13 protein-coding genes and 1 tRNA gene are annotated in these 16,023 nt (G+C 44.2%); 9 read left to right on the top strand and 5 right to left on the bottom strand.

Annotated elements, in window-relative coordinates:
• The first annotated feature begins 23 nt into the window (after positions 1 to 23).
• Genes ACFQ3S_RS07685 through ACFQ3S_RS07675 form a run of 3 tightly spaced genes read left to right on the top strand, consistent with a single transcriptional unit; the run spans position 24 to position 3,933 of the window.
• Positions 24 to 803 carry a 2Fe-2S iron-sulfur cluster-binding protein gene (locus tag ACFQ3S_RS07685; protein WP_377162965.1) on the top strand — a complete coding sequence of 260 codons (780 nt, stop codon included), beginning with the start codon at positions 24 to 26 and terminating at the stop codon, positions 801 to 803.
• Positions 800 to 1,801: an FAD binding domain-containing protein gene (locus tag ACFQ3S_RS07680; protein ID WP_377162963.1), complete on the top strand. Its 1,002-nt coding sequence runs from the start codon at positions 800 to 802 to the stop codon at positions 1,799 to 1,801. Before ACFQ3S_RS07685 ends, ACFQ3S_RS07680 begins: the two co-directional genes overlap by 4 nt.
• A gap of 5 nt (positions 1,802 to 1,806) precedes the next feature.
• A complete protein-coding gene (locus ACFQ3S_RS07675; protein ID WP_377162961.1) occupies positions 1,807 to 3,933 on the top strand; it encodes a xanthine dehydrogenase family protein molybdopterin-binding subunit in 2,127 nt (708 codons plus the stop codon).
• A gap of 419 nt (positions 3,934 to 4,352) precedes the next feature.
• On the opposite strand, the gene ACFQ3S_RS07670 is transcribed toward ACFQ3S_RS07675, so the two are convergent.
• A tRNA-His gene (locus ACFQ3S_RS07670) sits at positions 4,353 to 4,426 on the bottom strand.
• 107 nt (positions 4,427 to 4,533) lie between these two features.
• Between ACFQ3S_RS07670 and rnhA the strand changes: the two genes are divergently transcribed.
• Positions 4,534 to 5,001, top strand: a complete 468-nt coding sequence (gene rnhA, locus ACFQ3S_RS07665) for a ribonuclease HI (RefSeq protein ID WP_377162959.1) — start codon at positions 4,534 to 4,536, stop codon at positions 4,999 to 5,001.
• A gap of 252 nt (positions 5,002 to 5,253) precedes the next feature.
• On the opposite strand, the gene ACFQ3S_RS07660 is transcribed toward rnhA, so the two are convergent.
• The 4 genes from ACFQ3S_RS07660 to ACFQ3S_RS07645 all read right to left on the bottom strand — a co-directional run bounded on the left by ACFQ3S_RS07660 (position 5,254) and on the right by ACFQ3S_RS07645 (position 8,989).
• Positions 5,254 to 5,898 (bottom strand): DUF47 domain-containing protein, encoded by a 645-nt coding sequence (locus ACFQ3S_RS07660; RefSeq protein WP_377162957.1) that lies wholly within the window; start codon positions 5,896 to 5,898, stop codon positions 5,254 to 5,256.
• A gap of 362 nt (positions 5,899 to 6,260) precedes the next feature.
• The gene (locus ACFQ3S_RS07655; RefSeq protein ID WP_377162955.1) at positions 6,261 to 7,253 is read right to left on the bottom strand and encodes an SDR family oxidoreductase; all 993 of its coding nucleotides are present in this window, start codon (positions 7,251 to 7,253) and stop codon (positions 6,261 to 6,263) included.
• A 120-nt stretch (positions 7,254 to 7,373) separates the two neighbouring features.
• Complete coding sequence (locus tag ACFQ3S_RS07650; protein ID WP_377162953.1) at positions 7,374 to 8,003, bottom strand: rhomboid family intramembrane serine protease; 630 nt, start codon at positions 8,001 to 8,003, stop codon at positions 7,374 to 7,376.
• A gap of 131 nt (positions 8,004 to 8,134) precedes the next feature.
• Positions 8,135 to 8,989 carry a pirin family protein gene (locus ACFQ3S_RS07645; RefSeq protein ID WP_377162951.1) on the bottom strand — a complete coding sequence of 285 codons (855 nt, stop codon included), beginning with the start codon at positions 8,987 to 8,989 and terminating at the stop codon, positions 8,135 to 8,137.
• Positions 8,990 to 9,224: 235 nt separating this feature from the next.
• On the opposite strand from ACFQ3S_RS07645, the gene ACFQ3S_RS07640 reads away from it, so the two are divergent.
• The 5 genes from ACFQ3S_RS07640 to ACFQ3S_RS07620 all read left to right on the top strand — a co-directional run bounded on the left by ACFQ3S_RS07640 (position 9,225) and on the right by ACFQ3S_RS07620 (position 15,995).
• Complete coding sequence (locus ACFQ3S_RS07640; RefSeq protein ID WP_377162949.1) at positions 9,225 to 11,561, top strand: TonB-dependent receptor; 2,337 nt, start codon at positions 9,225 to 9,227, stop codon at positions 11,559 to 11,561.
• 9 nt (positions 11,562 to 11,570) lie between these two features.
• Positions 11,571 to 12,383, top strand: a complete 813-nt coding sequence (locus tag ACFQ3S_RS07635) for a DUF4249 domain-containing protein (RefSeq protein ID WP_377162947.1) — start codon at positions 11,571 to 11,573, stop codon at positions 12,381 to 12,383.
• A gap of 112 nt (positions 12,384 to 12,495) precedes the next feature.
• A complete protein-coding gene (locus ACFQ3S_RS07630; RefSeq protein WP_377162945.1) occupies positions 12,496 to 13,647 on the top strand; it encodes an MFS transporter in 1,152 nt (383 codons plus the stop codon).
• A 152-nt stretch (positions 13,648 to 13,799) separates the two neighbouring features.
• Positions 13,800 to 15,182 (top strand): exonuclease domain-containing protein, encoded by a 1,383-nt coding sequence (locus tag ACFQ3S_RS07625; protein WP_377162943.1) that lies wholly within the window; start codon positions 13,800 to 13,802, stop codon positions 15,180 to 15,182.
• A 276-nt stretch (positions 15,183 to 15,458) separates the two neighbouring features.
• Positions 15,459 to 15,995 (top strand): pyridoxamine 5'-phosphate oxidase family protein, encoded by a 537-nt coding sequence (locus ACFQ3S_RS07620; protein ID WP_377162941.1) that lies wholly within the window; start codon positions 15,459 to 15,461, stop codon positions 15,993 to 15,995.
• Positions 15,996 to 16,023: the final 28 nt, after the last annotated feature.

The raw sequence follows: 16,023 nt of genomic DNA, 5'->3' as shown, positions 1-16,023 counted from the left end.
ATCTATCATAACCAGGAAACTGTATGAGCGATAAACCCAATCCATTAACCAAGGAAGAACAAAAGCTATTTGGCGATCTGATGCCGGAAGAACTGGATGAGATCATTCAAACCGGCTTAAACCGGCGTCATTTTATGAAGCTGGTCGGCCTCGCTTCGGCGGGTTTACTGGCCGGGCACCTCATCGGGGCCGAACAGGTCCTGGCTCGTGGCGTAGCCTTAGGCGAGATCGAAGACTTACCGGCGGCAGCAATAGAAAATGGTGTTCAGGTCAGCTTCAAGGTTAACACTGCACCAACAAAGGTAATGGTAGATTCCCGCATGACCCTGCTGGATACCCTGCGAGAGCGTTTGGGGCTAACCGGCTCCAAAAAAGGCTGTGATCATGGTCAATGTGGTGCTTGTACGGTTATCGTTAACGGTAACCGTGTGCTATCCTGCCTGACGCTGGCCGCTACCTGCCAGGGCAAATCGGTCATCACAATTGAAGGGTTGGCTAAAGATCAGGTGCTAAATCCTATGCAGGAAGCCTTTTTAAAGCATGATGGTTTCCAGTGCGGCTTTTGTACATCCGGGCAAATCTGTTCGGCAGTTGCCCTGATGAAGGAAGCCAAAGAAGGCCAGGCCAGTTATGTGACCGCCAACCTTCGGCAAACGCAAACATCGCTGATGCTGAATAACGAGGAGATTGCCGAGCGTATGTCGGGTAATATTTGCCGTTGCGGTGCTTATCCAAATATTGTGGCTGCCATCAAAGAGGCCCAAACCGGTAAAAATGTGGAACAAAACTGGCTAACGATATGAGACCATTTAAATTTACGCCGGCCAAAACCGCAATAGCGGCCGTGAGCTTGTTAACTAATAATACGAAGGCCAAATACCTTGCAGGTGGAACTAACCTAATCGACCTGATGAAGGAAGATGTAGAGCGCCCGAACGAACTGATTGATTTAGGGGAAATAAACCTGGCTACGATTAAACCATTGGTCAATGGCGGCATTTCCCTGGGCGGACTGGGTAAAAACACAGCTGCTGCTAATTCTCCGTTGGTTCGCAAAAATTATCCCTTATTGAGTAAGGCCATTTTGGCCGGAGCTTCTGCACAGATCCGCAATATGGCAACTAATAGCGGCAACCTGCTGCAGCGTACTCGTTGCAGCTATTTTTATGATGTGGCTATGCCCTGTAATAAGCGTGAGCCGGGAACGGGTTGCGCGGCCCTACAGGGAATAAACCGCATGCATGCCATATTTGGCTGGTCGGACGCCTGTGTAGCCGTTTACCCCTCAGATATGGCGGTAGCTTTGATGGCACTTGATGCGCACATTAAAGTGATGCAGCCCGGCGGAACTGAACGCGCTATCCCGATCCAAAACTTTCACCGGTTGCCGGGTAATGAGCCGGAAAAGGACAATGTGCTGAACCATGGCGAACTCATCACCGCGATAGAACTCCCTGCCAATGCCTTCGCGGGTCATTCCGCTTATGCAAAAGTGCGTGACCGTAATTCTTACGCCTTTGCGCTGGTATCCGTTGCGGCGGGCCTTGTACTTGACGGAAGTAAGATCATATCGGCCCATTTGGCCATGGGTGGAGTGGCGCATAAACCCTGGCGGCTTTTACAAGCCGAAGAGTTTTTAAAAGGCAAAGCGGCCACCAACAACAATTTTACTTTAGCGGCCGAGGCGGCCATGCGTACTGCCAAGCCCTTAACCCATAATAAATTCAAAATTGAACTGGGCAAGCGCACGATCATCAGCGCGTTGGAACAGGCATTAAAAGGCGATAGCTATACCGGATAATCATAATGGAAGACAAAAAAAACATTGGCAAAGCCATTACCCGTATCGACGGTTTACTAAAAGTAACCGGTAAGGCAACCTATGCCACCGATTATCCGGCAAGGAATATGGCTTATGCGGTACTGTTTAAAAGCACGATCGCTGCAGGCCGCATCACTTCCATCAATACCTCGGAAATTAAAACCCTGCCAGGTGTTTTGGAAGTGGTTACCCACGAGAACGTACCTAAGCTTAATGTGAAAGGCGGCTTACGCGGCGGTGCGCTGCTACAGGGGCCCGAGGTGTATTTTTACGGTCAGCATATCGGCATTGTGGTCGCTGAAACTTTTGAGCAGGCTACTCATGCGGCCAAAATGGTGAAAGTAACTTATACTCCGGGCAATGACCCCAAAACGGATTTTGAAAAGCTGATGCCCGGCGCGGTTATGCCCAAGGGCAAGGAATTGGCCGATCATCACCGGGGAGATGCCCAAAGTGCCTTTAATAGCGCAGAAGTTAAATTTGAAGGTACCTACCATACACCGATAGAACACCATCACCCTATGGAACCGCATTCTACCGTTGCGGTTTGGGAAGGTGATAAAGTAATTTTGTACAATGGTTCTCAAGTTATCAACGGTGCGCAAAACTCCGCTGCAGCAACCCTGAACTTAAAACCGGAACAGGTACGTATCGTATCGCCATTTATTGGTGGAGGATTTGGTTCAAAAGGCGGGCAATGGGCCAACCTTGCGCTGGCGGCTGTAGCGGCCAAAGTTACCGGCCGACCGGTGAAGCTGACACTTACCCGGCAGCAGATGTTTAACTCGGTAGGCTTACGCCAGCAAAATTTTCAAAAGATTAGTCTCGGCGCCACACGTGAGGGTAAGCTGATTAGTCTTTCGCATGAAACCACCACCCATACCGCTATTCAGGATGAATACATTGAGGGTTGTGGCGAAGGTGCGAAGATCATGTACGACACCCCTAACCTGTTGGTGAGTTACCGGGTTGTGCCGATGAACATCATTTTACCGACCTATACCCGCGGGCCTGGTCACTCTACCGGCAGCTTTGCGCTCGAATGCGCTATGGATGAACTGGCACATCAGTTGGGGATGGACCCGATTGTGTTGCGCTTAAAGAACCAGCCGGAAAAGGATCCGTCCAGCGGCAAACCCTGGTCTTCGCGTGCAACTGTAAAATGTTTACAGGAAGGTGCCAAGGCTTTCGGCTGGGAAAAACGTAAACAGCAGCCAGCACAGAACAAAGTAGGCGACGACCTGATTGGGTACGGTGTAGCCTGCGGTACCTACCCGGCCCGGCAGCGGCCCAGCTCGGCTACGGTCCAATTAATTCGTAGCGGCAAAATCATTAATGCTGTAGTATCCATTGCAGCCTCAGACCTTGGTACTGGCACCTTCACTATTTTAACGCAAACAGCAGCGGATGGCCTGGGTATGCCGCTGGAAAATGTTACAGTTAAACTGGGTGATTCGGATCTGCCTCCGGCAGCCGGCTCGGTGGGATCAGTTGGTGCGGCCAGTTTTGCCAATGCGGTTAACGATGCCTGCGAAAAGATCACCAATGAACTGCTGACTAAATCGGGAAAACAGTTTTTTGTAAGACCTACAGCTTATCAGCTGATGCAATCCGAACAGCTAACTACATTTGAAACCCGTGCCGATGCCAAGGCACCCGAAACCGCTGCCGAATATTCTTCGCACAGCTTTAACGCTAACTTCGCCGAAGTAAGGGTTAATAGCCTAACGGGCATGGTTAAGGTAACGCGTTTTTTAGCCGTAGTAGGTGCCGGGAAAATTCTTAACCCTAAAACTGCACGTTCCCAGATCATTGGTGGAAACACCTGGGGCGTTGGTATGGCGCTGAGTGAAGAATCATTGATAGACCCGCGCTGGGGTAATTTCGCAACCCGGTCATTAGCCGATTATCATGTACCGGTTAATATGGATGTAGGCTACATGGATGCCATATTTGTGAATGAAAATGATAGCTTCGTTAATAAAATGGGTATTAAGGGAATAGGCGAAGTTGGAATTGTTGGCGTGGCAGCCGCAGTTGCCAACGCCATCTTTAACGCAACCGGCAAACGAGTACGCAATGCCCCTATTACACCTGATAAGTTATTGTAATAAAATATTGAGAGAACATTTTATGCAGTTTATACCTTAGTTATTTCAAACTTTGAAGCTGCCAAATGGTCACATCACCCGCATAAGTGCAACTACTACAAATTAATTAAAATATCATTAACGCACTGGTTTGCACTAATTTAAGGGAGGAATACTTAATAGTGCAGGAACGACATCTTACTCATTGGCCATAACAAAGTGTACTATTTTTAAATATATAATGTTACCCGATTCACCTTTATCATATTATTTAGAGATGTATGTATTCACCAAGTCGCTGTTGGCTCTTATTATAGTTTGCAGCAACTTGAGTAAAATGATTAAAGGCAAACACATCTTTCAGTCTTTTTAAATAAATCAGGCGGATTAAAAACATAAAAAAAGCCCTTTTACTGCTGTAAAAAGGCTTTTTAAAAAAGGGTAAATGATGGGGCTCGAACCCACGACCCTCGGTACCACAAACCGATGCTCTAACCAACTGAGCTACATCTACCGTGCTTGCGGGTACAAAAATAGAAATCTTTCGGCTCTTTGCAAACCCTTTTTTAAATATTTATTAATGGTTAAAAGCTGCTGTTTTCCTATCATTGCATTAAATTTATGATCGAAATATTTACAGACGGCGCATCAAGCGGTAACCCTGGACCAGGGGGTTATGGTGTAGTATTGCGCGCCGGGCAGCACTATAAAGAACTCTCGGAAGGTTTCCGCAAAACCACCAATAACCGTATGGAATTATTGGCGGTAATTAAAGGCCTGGAGGCTTTAAAATCTCTCAGCCAGCAGGTTACCATTTTTTCCGATTCTAAATATGTAATAGATTCGGTAGAGAAAAAATGGCTTAACGGTTGGGTTTTAAAAGGCTTTGCCGGCAAAAAAAACAAAGATCTTTGGCTGCGTTACCTGGAAGTTAGCAAACTGCACCAAGTACGTTTTGTATGGGTGAAGGGCCACGCCGGGCACCCCGAAAACGAACGCTGCGATCATCTTGCTGTTGCCGCATCGCAACAAAGAGATTTACTGGTAGATTCTGTTTTTGAGATAGAGAGCAGCAAAAGTACTCAATAATTAAGGCAAAATACGTAATTTCAGGTAATAGGATCAAGGAAATCGTTTGTAAAAGCTGAGGATTTTGCCGTAGCTTTTGAGAGGGTTAGAAGGGTTTGTACACCTTATACAGGTTATGGTTGAAGTACAAAGCCACTTACAATACACCCCCTCACAATGTTCAATCAAGCGCTAACACGCTCAAAAATGGTTAAAAAATCAAGCACGATTTCCTGGTAAACAGGGTGTGATGCTATACAACAGTGATACGTATTAACTATTTTTAATCAGGATACTTTCTACCACATAAGTCACTTGTTCACACTTGTCGGTAGTACGTTCTAAAGCACCTAATATTTCGCTGTGTTTAATTACCTGAAACGTATCGGTTTCCTGGGCATTCAATTGCGCAAAAGCCTTATCGTAAATGTTATCGGCATCGTGTTCCAATTGTTTAATACGGTTACAGCTTTGTGTAATAGTATCAGGATCGGCAATATTGCTTAATGCACTTATACATATTTCTATCTCCTGGCTGGCTTGGTATATAATAGCGCAAAGCTCACGTATTGGAGGGGTAATAGCATCAATAGAATATAAATTGATACGGCGGGCAGAAGCATCAATATAATCGGATACTGCATTTACCGCCGATACCAGCGCATACATATCGTTACGCTCAAACGGTGAAACCAATGCCTTTCCAGATACGGCATACACCTGTCTCTTAATTTCGCTCGATTGTGCTTTTAACCTGCTTATTTGCGCAAACTCGGTTTTTTGCTCGGGAATCCATTCGCCGTTAACTGCCTCATTTAACAGTTTGGCCATGGCTGTACTATTGGATGAAGCCCGGTTAAACAAATTAAAAAATACTTTATCGTTATCGGGCATTAACCGGGTTAGGAAATTTTTCATCAGGCTGCAAAGTTATAAATAAGAAGCAAGGCGTTACAAATAAATTTTAATATGATAAACCTATCGTATATCAACTAACTGGCAATGAAGTAACTCCATTAATGTTAAAAAAATATTAACAAAATGTTATTATACAATTAACAACAGGGGAATTGTTTTTTAAGAACTTATTCACAATTCAGAAAGGGAGAGCCGGATTAAGCACTGTCAGAGGTGTATTAAAGGTTAATTTATAGATGGTTTGCAGCCGGTAAAAGAAAGATACCCCTTTACCTCTCAAGAGGAAAACTGCATATTCCACAAATTTAAAGACGATCCCCTAAAATAAATAACCCTTAAATATAGCGCAATTATAAATGCAGTTAATTCAATTTTTTAATAACGTATAGAGTAACTGCAATTATTGAGGCTATACCTGCAGCACGAACCACTTTTTTGTTACTCATTTTTTTAGAAGAATAGCCTCCCGAAATTTGATTATGCTGACGGGTAGGTTCAAATACACTACCATTGGTTACAGCAGCAGGTTCGGCATTTTTTAAATACAGCTTCATAAATTGAGCAGTAGCCCAACGGGTAAGAGACGGTGATACCATTTGCCCAAACCTGGCCACGTAAGCCGCACTACCCAGCGTAACCGAATTTCTAGGATGCTGTGCTAAAGAAACTACCGTATGCGCCACCCTATAGGTAGGAACCACAGGCGGCGCGGGTTTCAATAGTTTACCAGTATAATTAGCCGCATGGCTTGGTCCGGGCGTATCAACAAATCCTGGAAATACATCGCAAATGTGAATACCCGGACAATCATATAATTCGGCACGTAAAGCTTCTGAGTAACCCCGCAAGCCAAATTTGCTGGCCGTATATGAAACTGAATACGGTAAAGCTACAAAACCACCAACCGAATTTAAATTAATAAGAATACCACGCTTTTGCTTCTTAAAATGAGTCATGGCCGCATGAGCACCATTAATGTACCCCAGCAGGTTGGTTTTAATAACCTGGTTATGCACTTCAATGGGTATGGTGGTAAACTCGCCAAGGGCACCAATGCCGGCCACGTTTACCCAAACATCTAAACTACCACCAAACAGGCAGGCATCCTTAGCCAGTTGTGCCATGGCTTGAGGTTCGGTAACATCAATTACAACGGCTATTGCCTTACCGCCCAGCCGATCGCACAGGTCAACCATTTCATCCAAAATATCTTTTTGACGGGCAGCTAGCACCAGTTTAGCGCCATAACGGGCAAATTCTAAAGCGGTTGCCCTGCCAATACCGCTGGTTGCACCGGTTATTACAATTGTTTTTTTTTTCAATGGCGTTGCCGGCAAGTATTTAAAAGCGGTCATAAATGGAGTTTTGCTGCGTTTTGAATATAACCTCAATTTTAACTAAAGGTTTTATTATGGCACAACATGAAAGAGTAAAAGCATTTTCACGTCACGATTGTATTAAGGATATTGTCAAATTTAACGTACCATACGGCGTTGTTTAACCGCGGGGTAAAACAAATAACCTGTAAACATCCCGCTTATAATACCAACTATGTGGGCTACATTATCTATACCGCTGTTAAAGCCATAAAGGTAGTAGTACACCATAAATATTACTGCAATACCTATCACTATTTTAGTTGCGCTCCAATTTATAATGGGCGAAATAAGCAGAGAAATACAAACACCCATTAAACCAAATATAGCTCCCGATGCGCCCACACTTACAGCCGAATACCAAAGCATACTGCCCACTCCAGCTGCTGTACCGGTAAAAAAATAAGCCGCCAAATATCTCCCCGAACCTATTACAGGCTCCAGGAACAGGCCTGTAAAAAATAGGAAAATCATATTCATGCCCACATGCCCGATACCCCCATGCAAAAAAATACTGGTCAGCAACCGCCACCATTGTCCGCCCATGGTGTATGGCCTGTAATTGCCTCCCCAAGCCAGCAAATCGGCAGCCTTAAATTCATTAAAACCCAACCCGGCAATAACCATAAGAAAAAAAACACCAAAATTAATATCAATAATAATGGGTGTTACTACGAACCCTGGCCGGGGTTTGAAAAAGAGCAGGTAATCGATCAGGTTTGTTTTCATTTAATACAGATGACGCCATTAATGTGCAAATGAATAAATATGCAGGTGTGCACATATAAGGTGAGCGTTCTATCTGCATATTTGCACATCTACTCATCCGCACATTTAAACCCATCTGCACATCAGGGAGCTTACTCTTCCCAGCTTCCAAACTTACCCTCCCGGTAATCCTGGTAGGCTTGCGAAATTTCTTGTTGCGTATTCATTACAAACGGACCTTGCGATACTACCGGCTCATTAAAAGGCATGGCATGGCCCAGTAGCAATACGCTATCAGTTTTAGTACTGATGGTTAGCGTATCTCCATTGTGGTTAAACTCGGCTAAATGTAGCGAACTAACAGAAGTACCGTTAACGTTGATCTCGCCGCTAATTACATAAAAGAAAATATTATGTGCCTCTGGGATACTTACTTCCAGCTCGGCACCTGGCTTTAAATACAGGGTACTTAAAAATACACCGTTAAACGATTCAAAGGCACCTTTCACTTCTTTCCATTCGCCCGAAATCAGTTGTGCAGTGATCTTTCCTTCGTTGAGTTGCAGTACAGGAATTTCTTCCCGTTGTTTACCTATATAATAGGGATCAGCCATCTTGAGCTTAGCGGGTAAGTTTACCCACAACTGCAAAATTTCGAGCGGGCCTCCCTCCCGTTTAAACTCATCCGATGAGATTTCGGCATGGATCAACCCACGCCCGGCACGCATCCACTGTACACCGCCTGCTTTAATTACGCTTTCGTTGCCGCTGCTGTCTTTATGGGCAATATCGCCTGTTAAAATAAATGTTACCGTTTCCATACCCCGATGTGGGTGCGGACCAAAAGGCAGACCGTTGTTATTCGGCGCATAAACCTGTGGCCCGTGATGGTTTAAAAACAAGAACGGGTCGATGTATTCAACCGAAGCTGTAGGAAGCGCACGGTAAGTTACCAGATCGGCAATGGGCGAATAAACCGCCTCATGAATTTTTTTTATTGTATGCATAAAACCCCTCCCAACCCTCCCCGGTAGGGCGGGTTTTTATATAAGTATGTTTGGCAAAACTAATAATAAAACGCAATTACTATTACTGCATTGCTGACCAAAAGCCTGCCTCCCGGGGAGGGTTGGGAGGGGCTACTACAATATTTTCTAATTTCAGCTGTTAAAGCATTGGTGTTAAGGCAAAATGGTGTTTATACTATTTTATTACCTTTGCGTGGCCCACTTTATAAATTGCATGCGATCTAAAATTTTACTTTCCCTTTTTTGCTCCTTATATCTTTTTTGCAGTTTGCCTGCATTTGCACAAAAGCGGTTCACGCTCAGCGGTACGGTTAGAGATGCGGCTACCGGCGAAACACTCATTGGCGCTTCGGTGAAAATTGAAGCTGGCACCAACCGTATAGGCACTGCTACTAATGCTTATGGTTTTTACTCACTTACCAGTGCCGAGGGAAATTACACATTAACGATAAGTTACATTAGCTACCAACCCATAACCCAAACCATTAGCCTTACTAAAAACACCATTTTAAATTTAGAATTACAGGCCGGTGCAGAATTAAAAGAGGTGGTAGTGCGTGCAGGTGAACGCAAAAACGAAAACGTGCGTAGCGCTCAAATGGGTGTAGAACAACTGGATATGAAATTGCTGGACAATATCCCCGTTTTATTTGGCGAAAAAGATGTTTTAAAAACCATACAATTACTACCGGGTGTAAAATCGGGCGGTGAAGGCAATACCGGCTTCTTTGTACGTGGTGGCGCCTCCGACCAGAATCTGATTTTGCTGGATGAGGCTACGGTTTACAACTCCTCTCACCTGCTGGGTTTTTTTTCCACCTTTAACGCCGATGCTATTAAAAATGTAGAACTTTATAAGGGCGGCATGCCGGCACAATATGGCGGCAGGTTATCATCCGTGCTGGATGTAAAAATGGACGACGGAAACAACAAGCAGTTTAGTATGCAGGGCGGCTTAGGATTGATCTCTTCGCGCCTTAAATTAGAAGGCCCGCTGGTAAAGGGCAAAAGCTCTTTCATGATCAGCGGACGACGCACTTATATTGATTTGCTGCTGAAAGCATCGCCAGATACGGCTATTAAGGGAAACACGCTCAATTTTTATGATTTGAATGCCAAGGTAAATTACAAGTTCGACGATAAAAATACGGTGTATCTTTCGGGTTACTTCGGTCAGGACAACATCGGCATTAAAGACCTTTTTGAAAACGACTGGGGTAATACAACCGGCACCTTGCGCTGGAACCATATTTTTAACAGTCGCCTTTTCTCTAACACATCGCTTATATATAATAAATACAATTACACTATCAAATTGCTGGATGATGTTAACAATTTTACGGCTACCTCCCTCATCCGCGATTATAACATTAAGCAAGATTTTCAATACTTCAGCAATGCACATACCCTGCGTTTCGGTGTTCAGGCCACTCATCACCGCATAGCCCCATCCGATATCAGTACCAGTGCCGGTTCCAGCTTTAATCCACTATCTATCGAGAACCGTTACGGCTTGGAAACATCGGCTTACGTATCGGACGAGTATGTAGTGAATTCGCACTTAAATTTGCTTTATGGAATGCGGGTTAGTTTGTTCAGCTTGTTAGGTCCGGGTACATTTAACAGCTTTGATGCAGGTGGCAACATTGTATCGTCATCTGCTTATGGCAGTGGCAAGGTAGTGCGTAACTACTTTAACCTGGAGCCGCGATTTTCGGCCAGTTATGTTTTTAATGACGAAAACTCGGTAAAAGCCTCCTACAACCGCAATACGCAAAATATCCATATCCTGTCAAACTCGGGTTCCAGTTCCCCTACCGATCAGTATGTAATGAGCAGTAACAACATCCGTCCCGAAATTGCAGATCAGGTAGCTTTGGGATACTTTAAGAACATTAAAGACAATACCTACGAGTTTTCGGGCGAGATATATTACAAAAGTATGCAAAACCAAATTGAGTACAAGAATGCTGCCCGCTTAATTGCCAATGCTAATGTAGAATCGCAACTACTTTTTGGCAAGGGGCGTGCTTACGGTTTAGAACTTTACGCCAAAAAAAGGACAGGTAAACTCAACGGCTGGATCAGCTATACCCTATCGCGCACGGAGCGCAAATTTGACGGGCTAAACAATGGTAATTATTTTGCCGCCCGGCAAGACCGTACACACGACCTGGCCCTGGTTGGCATCTACAAAGCCGGAAAACGCTGGACGTTCTCGGGCAATTATATTTACAGTACGGGCAATGCCGTAACTTACCCAGCCGGCAAATACCAGGTGGGTGGCCTTACCACCTTCTTTTACACCGAGCGAAACGCTAATCGCCTGCCTTACACCAGCCGGCTGGATTTGAGTGCTACGCTGGAAGGCAAGGATAACGGCAAGCGTTTCCGTTCAAGCTGGTCATTTGGGTTGTACAATGCTTTGAACCGAAAGAACCCCTACTCTATAGATTTTCAGGATGTGCCGGGCGACCCAACCAGAACAGAAGCGGTACAAACAGCATTATTCGGCATTATTCCCTCCATAACATGGAATTTTAAATTTTAATGAAACTCGATGAAGAATTTTAAGCATTATTTGTGGTTTATAGCGGTGTCAGTGGCCTTTGTTTCCTGCCAAAAAGTGGTAGAGATCGACGTAAACACGTCATCATCGCAACTGGTAATTGAAGGCGATATCACCAATATCCGTAACACGCAATATGTAAAAATAAGCCGTTCGGTAGCCTACACCAGTACCAATTTATATCCTTCCGTATCGGGTGCCATTGTAACCGTGAACGACAATGCAGGCAACTCCTGGCGGTTTAATGAAACCACCCCGGGATTATATTCGTTAGTGCCTATGCGTGGGCAACCCGGTCGTACTTATACACTTAATGTTACGGTGGGTGACCAAAATTTTACAGGCAGCTCTTTGATGCCGCCTGTGGTTAAGGTCGATTCGTTAAGCTTATCGCAGGTAACCTTTGGTAGCACTACCCGCAAACTGGTAGCCGTTAACTTTACCGACCCACGAGGTGTTGCAAACCAGTACCGGTACATTTTGCGCATTAATGGCAAACAAAGCAACCGCATTTACGCTCAAGATGACCGCCTGACCGATGGAAATATAATTAAGGAAGAACTATACCCCGATGGTGACGACGATAATGAAGAAGATGAACTAAAACCCGGTGATAAAGCCGAAGTAGAAATTCAGGATATAGATAAGAACATATTTAATTTTTGGTACACTTTAAGGCAGCAAAGGCGTGGTGGCCCGGGCGGTGGCACAACTCCGGGCAATCCCCCATCTAATTTAAGTAACAATGCACTGGGGTATTTCAGCGCCCATACTTACCAGTCACTCGAAATCACCATTCCATAATTTGCGATATTACCATCATATAGTCAATTTCATTTAACAATTGGCAATAAACCAATTCTATTGATTTAATATTTGTACTTTCACATGCTTACCCCTAATTAGCATTACAGGTATGAGCGAACAAGTTGTTTCCCTTTCTTATCCCAAACAGTATTTAAGATTAGCCGTAGGTGCCATATTTTTTCTTCCGGGTTTAATATTCGCCAGCTGGGCATCGCGTATTGCTACCATACAGCAAACGCTGCACTTATCCGATGCTGGTTTAGGCGCTATTCTGTTTTCCATACCCGTAGGTTTAATGCTTTCGCTACCCTTCGCCGGATGGTTTATTTCGCATATTGGCAGCCGTAAACTGGCTATAATTGGCTTACTTGTATATGCAATAGCACTGGTTGGTTTGGGTGCTGCACCAACCGTTCCCTTGTTAATTACCTGCATGGTACTTTATGGTTTCGCCAGTAATACAGTTAATATAGCCGTGAACACACAAGCCGTGGCTACCGAAAAAATTTACGGCAAACCCATTATGGCATCCTTTCATGGTTTATGGAGTTTAGCGGGCTTTGGTGGTGCTGCCATCGGCACCTTAATGATTGGTAAAAGCATAATCCCTTTACATCATTTTGTGTTGATATTTACAGCTATTATGATTGGCTTGGCTATTTGCCAGCGTTATTTGCTGGACGATAGCACACCGGCCGAAGTTGGCCCTGCATTTGTGCTACCCGACAGGCCGTTGATTAAGTTAGGTATTATAGCCTTTTGCTCACTCATTTGTGAGGGTGCTATGTTCGACTGGAGCGTGATTTACTTTAAAAAAGTTTTAAATGCTGAAGGTGCCTGGATGGGTGCCGGTTACACTTGTTTTATGTGTACTATGGCCATGGGCCGCTTTGTAGCCGATTGGTTTGCCGCCCGCTTTGGCTTAAAGCAGATTTTGCAATTAAGCGGTTTGCTTACGGCATCGGGTTTAATGGTAGCCGTAATATTTCCGCACCTGTACACCGCCATGCTGGGATTTTTGTTAGTAGGCTTTGGTGTTTCATCGGTAGTTCCTATGGTTTACAGCGTGGCTGGCCGCTCAAAAACCATGTCGCCGGGTATGGCTTTAGCCGCAGTTTCCACTATTGGCTTTGTGGGCTTTTTAATTGGTCCGCCAGTAATTGGTTTTGTGGCCCAGGCCTTTAGCTTACGCATGAGTTTTATATTAATAGCCGTAATGGGCTTGTGTGTTACCGGTATTTCGAGCAAGGTGAAATTGTAATTGTCAGAATCTAAATTTACTGAATTTTAGAATGAACCGAATTTTTGTATAATACAATTTTTGTTAATTCACCAATTCAGTAAATTCAGATCCAAAATAAATTTATCGCTAACAATATTAGCATCATTATTTTTCTTTAATTTTGAAGTGAGATGTATGCGATTGTTGATATTGAGACCACGGGCGGGCATGCCAGCGCTAACGGTATAACCGAAATAGCCATTTGTATTCATGACGGGAACGAGGTAGTGCAACGCTATCAAACGCTCGTTAATCCGGGTAAAGATATACCGGTTTATATACAAGCCCTAACCGGCATTAGTAACGATATGGTGCAGCAAGCTCCCTACTTTAAGGAGGTTGCGTACGATATATATCACCTGCTGCAAGGCCAGATTTTTGTGGCCCATAACGTCAACTTCGATCATTCATTTGTAAAGCACCACCTGGCTGCTGCAGGCTACGATCTGCAATGCAATAAGCTTTGCACGGTTCGCCTGAGCCGCAAAATTATACCGGGTATGACCTCCTACAGCTTAGGAAAACTATGCCATCAGTTAAGCATAGGTAACTCGGCCCGTCACCGTGCCGCGGGTGATGCCGATGCCACAGCCGAACTATTTACCCTGCTCCTCAACAGCGACAAGGACAACCACATTACCGACGCCCTTAAACAACGCTCTAAAGAAAAGGTATTGCCACCAAATTTGCATCGCAAGTTTATTGATAAGCTTCCATCCACTCCGGGTGTTTATTACTTTCACGATAATAAAGGAAAGGTAGTATATGTGGGCAAAGCAGTAAACATCCGTAAACGGGTAGATAGCCATTTCAGCGGTAACAATACCGGCGCACAACGCCAGGATTTTATGCGCGACATCCACCAGATCAGCTACCAGGAATGTGGTACCGAACTCATGGCGCTACTTACCGAAGCGGTGGAAATCAAACGCTTGTGGCCAAAATTTAACCGGTCGCAAAAAAAGCTGGAATTTAACTTTGGGCTATATACTTATGAGGACCAGCGCGGTTACCTGCGTATAGCGGTTGATAAACGCCGCAAGTATTCTACCCCGGTGCATACCTGCGGATCTTTAATTGACGGCCGCAACCTGTTAGTGCGTTTGGTGGAGGTTTATAACCTTTGTCCTAAATTTTGCTTCATTCAAACCAATAGTGATACTTGCACCAGTATAGGGCAGGAACGCTGTGCCTGTACCGGTTATGAAAGTGCATACGATTACAACAGCAAAGTTCAGCAGGCCATTGATGGTTTAAAACAAGCCTTACCTACCTTTGCCATTAGGGATGAAGGCCGCAAAGAAGATGAGCATAGCTGCATTTTAATTGAAAAAGGCCGTTTGTACGGCATGGGCTACATTTCACATTACTTTGAGGCCAACTCATTATCGCAGTTAAAAAACTATTTAACACCTTACCCGGGCAACGATTACATGCACAACATGATCCTGAGCCATGCCGAACGCTTCCCCTTGAAAAAAATAGATTTTGAGGCGTTACGGGAACTGGCGTAGTCAGTAGTCAGTAGTCAGTAGTCAGTAGTCAGTAGTCAGTAGTCAGTAGTCAGTAGTCAGTAGTCAGTAGTCAGTAGTCAGTAGTCAGTAGTCAGTAGTCAGTAGTCAGTAGTCAGTAGTCAGTAAGGGGAATTGCTAATGCAGGTGGTTGTTTTATCTAATAATACTTTTTTAAACTACTCAACCACTCACTACTCAACTATTCTTAAAATATTTCACACAAAAAGTTTTTCCAAGGGTTATTCATAAGCATTTACCAATACAAAATATATTACCATGGATAGCATTAACCAGCAACAACCCGAAGATAACTTTAAAAACTTACAGGGTGAAGAGGCTAGAAAAAGAATTAAAGATATGGCAGATAAAGCCAGCTGCTTTTTTTGCTCTAATATTAAAACCGGTCTGCCGTTTTCCACACGTCCTATGGCAGTTCAACAAATTGACGATGAGGGTAATTTCTGGTTTTTAAGTGCTGATGACAGTCATAAAAACGAAGAAATAAGCCATGATCCTTTTGTACATCTGCTGTTCCAGGGGTCGTCGTATTCCGACTTCCTGAACATTTACGGGATAGCCGAAATAAGCAAGGACAAGGAAAAGATCAAAGAACTATGGGAACCGATATTGAAAACCTGGTTTACCGAAGGTGTAGATGACCCACGCATTACCGTTATTAAAGTAGAACCTACAGAAGGTTATTATTGGGATAATAAACACGGTAATGCTATTGCTTTTGCAAAACAATTAGTTGGTGCCGCTTTAGGCAAAACCCTGGATGATTCTATTGAAGGAAAACTGGATATAGATTAACATTATTCGTTATTGAATTAAAGCCCTG

Origin of the sequence: Mucilaginibacter terrae (assembly GCF_042679325.1) — a bacterium.
GTDB classification, from domain to species: Bacteria; Bacteroidota; Bacteroidia; order Sphingobacteriales; family Sphingobacteriaceae; genus Mucilaginibacter; species Mucilaginibacter terrae.
This window is presented reverse-complemented; position numbering and strand designations above follow the sequence as displayed.

Coding starts and splice junctions, on each gene's coding strand:
- ACFQ3S_RS07685 (WP_377162965.1), top strand. CDS start 24: ATGAGCGATAAACCCAATCCATTAACCAAGGAAGAACAAAAGCTATTT.
- ACFQ3S_RS07680 (WP_377162963.1), top strand. CDS start 800: ATGAGACCATTTAAATTTACGCCGGCCAAAACCGCAATAGCGGCCGTG.
- ACFQ3S_RS07675 (WP_377162961.1), top strand. CDS start 1,807: ATGGAAGACAAAAAAAACATTGGCAAAGCCATTACCCGTATCGACGGT.
- rnhA (WP_377162959.1), top strand. CDS start 4,534: ATGATCGAAATATTTACAGACGGCGCATCAAGCGGTAACCCTGGACCA.
- ACFQ3S_RS07660 (WP_377162957.1), bottom strand. CDS start 5,898: ATGAAAAATTTCCTAACCCGGTTAATGCCCGATAACGATAAAGTATTT.
- ACFQ3S_RS07655 (WP_377162955.1), bottom strand. CDS start 7,253: ATGACCGCTTTTAAATACTTGCCGGCAACGCCATTGAAAAAAAAAACA.
- ACFQ3S_RS07650 (WP_377162953.1), bottom strand. CDS start 8,003: ATGAAAACAAACCTGATCGATTACCTGCTCTTTTTCAAACCCCGGCCA.
- ACFQ3S_RS07645 (WP_377162951.1), bottom strand. CDS start 8,989: ATGCATACAATAAAAAAAATTCATGAGGCGGTTTATTCGCCCATTGCC.
- ACFQ3S_RS07640 (WP_377162949.1), top strand. CDS start 9,225: ATGCGATCTAAAATTTTACTTTCCCTTTTTTGCTCCTTATATCTTTTT.
- ACFQ3S_RS07635 (WP_377162947.1), top strand. CDS start 11,571: ATGAAGAATTTTAAGCATTATTTGTGGTTTATAGCGGTGTCAGTGGCC.
- ACFQ3S_RS07630 (WP_377162945.1), top strand. CDS start 12,496: ATGAGCGAACAAGTTGTTTCCCTTTCTTATCCCAAACAGTATTTAAGA.
- ACFQ3S_RS07625 (WP_377162943.1), top strand. CDS start 13,800: ATGTATGCGATTGTTGATATTGAGACCACGGGCGGGCATGCCAGCGCT.
- ACFQ3S_RS07620 (WP_377162941.1), top strand. CDS start 15,459: ATGGATAGCATTAACCAGCAACAACCCGAAGATAACTTTAAAAACTTA.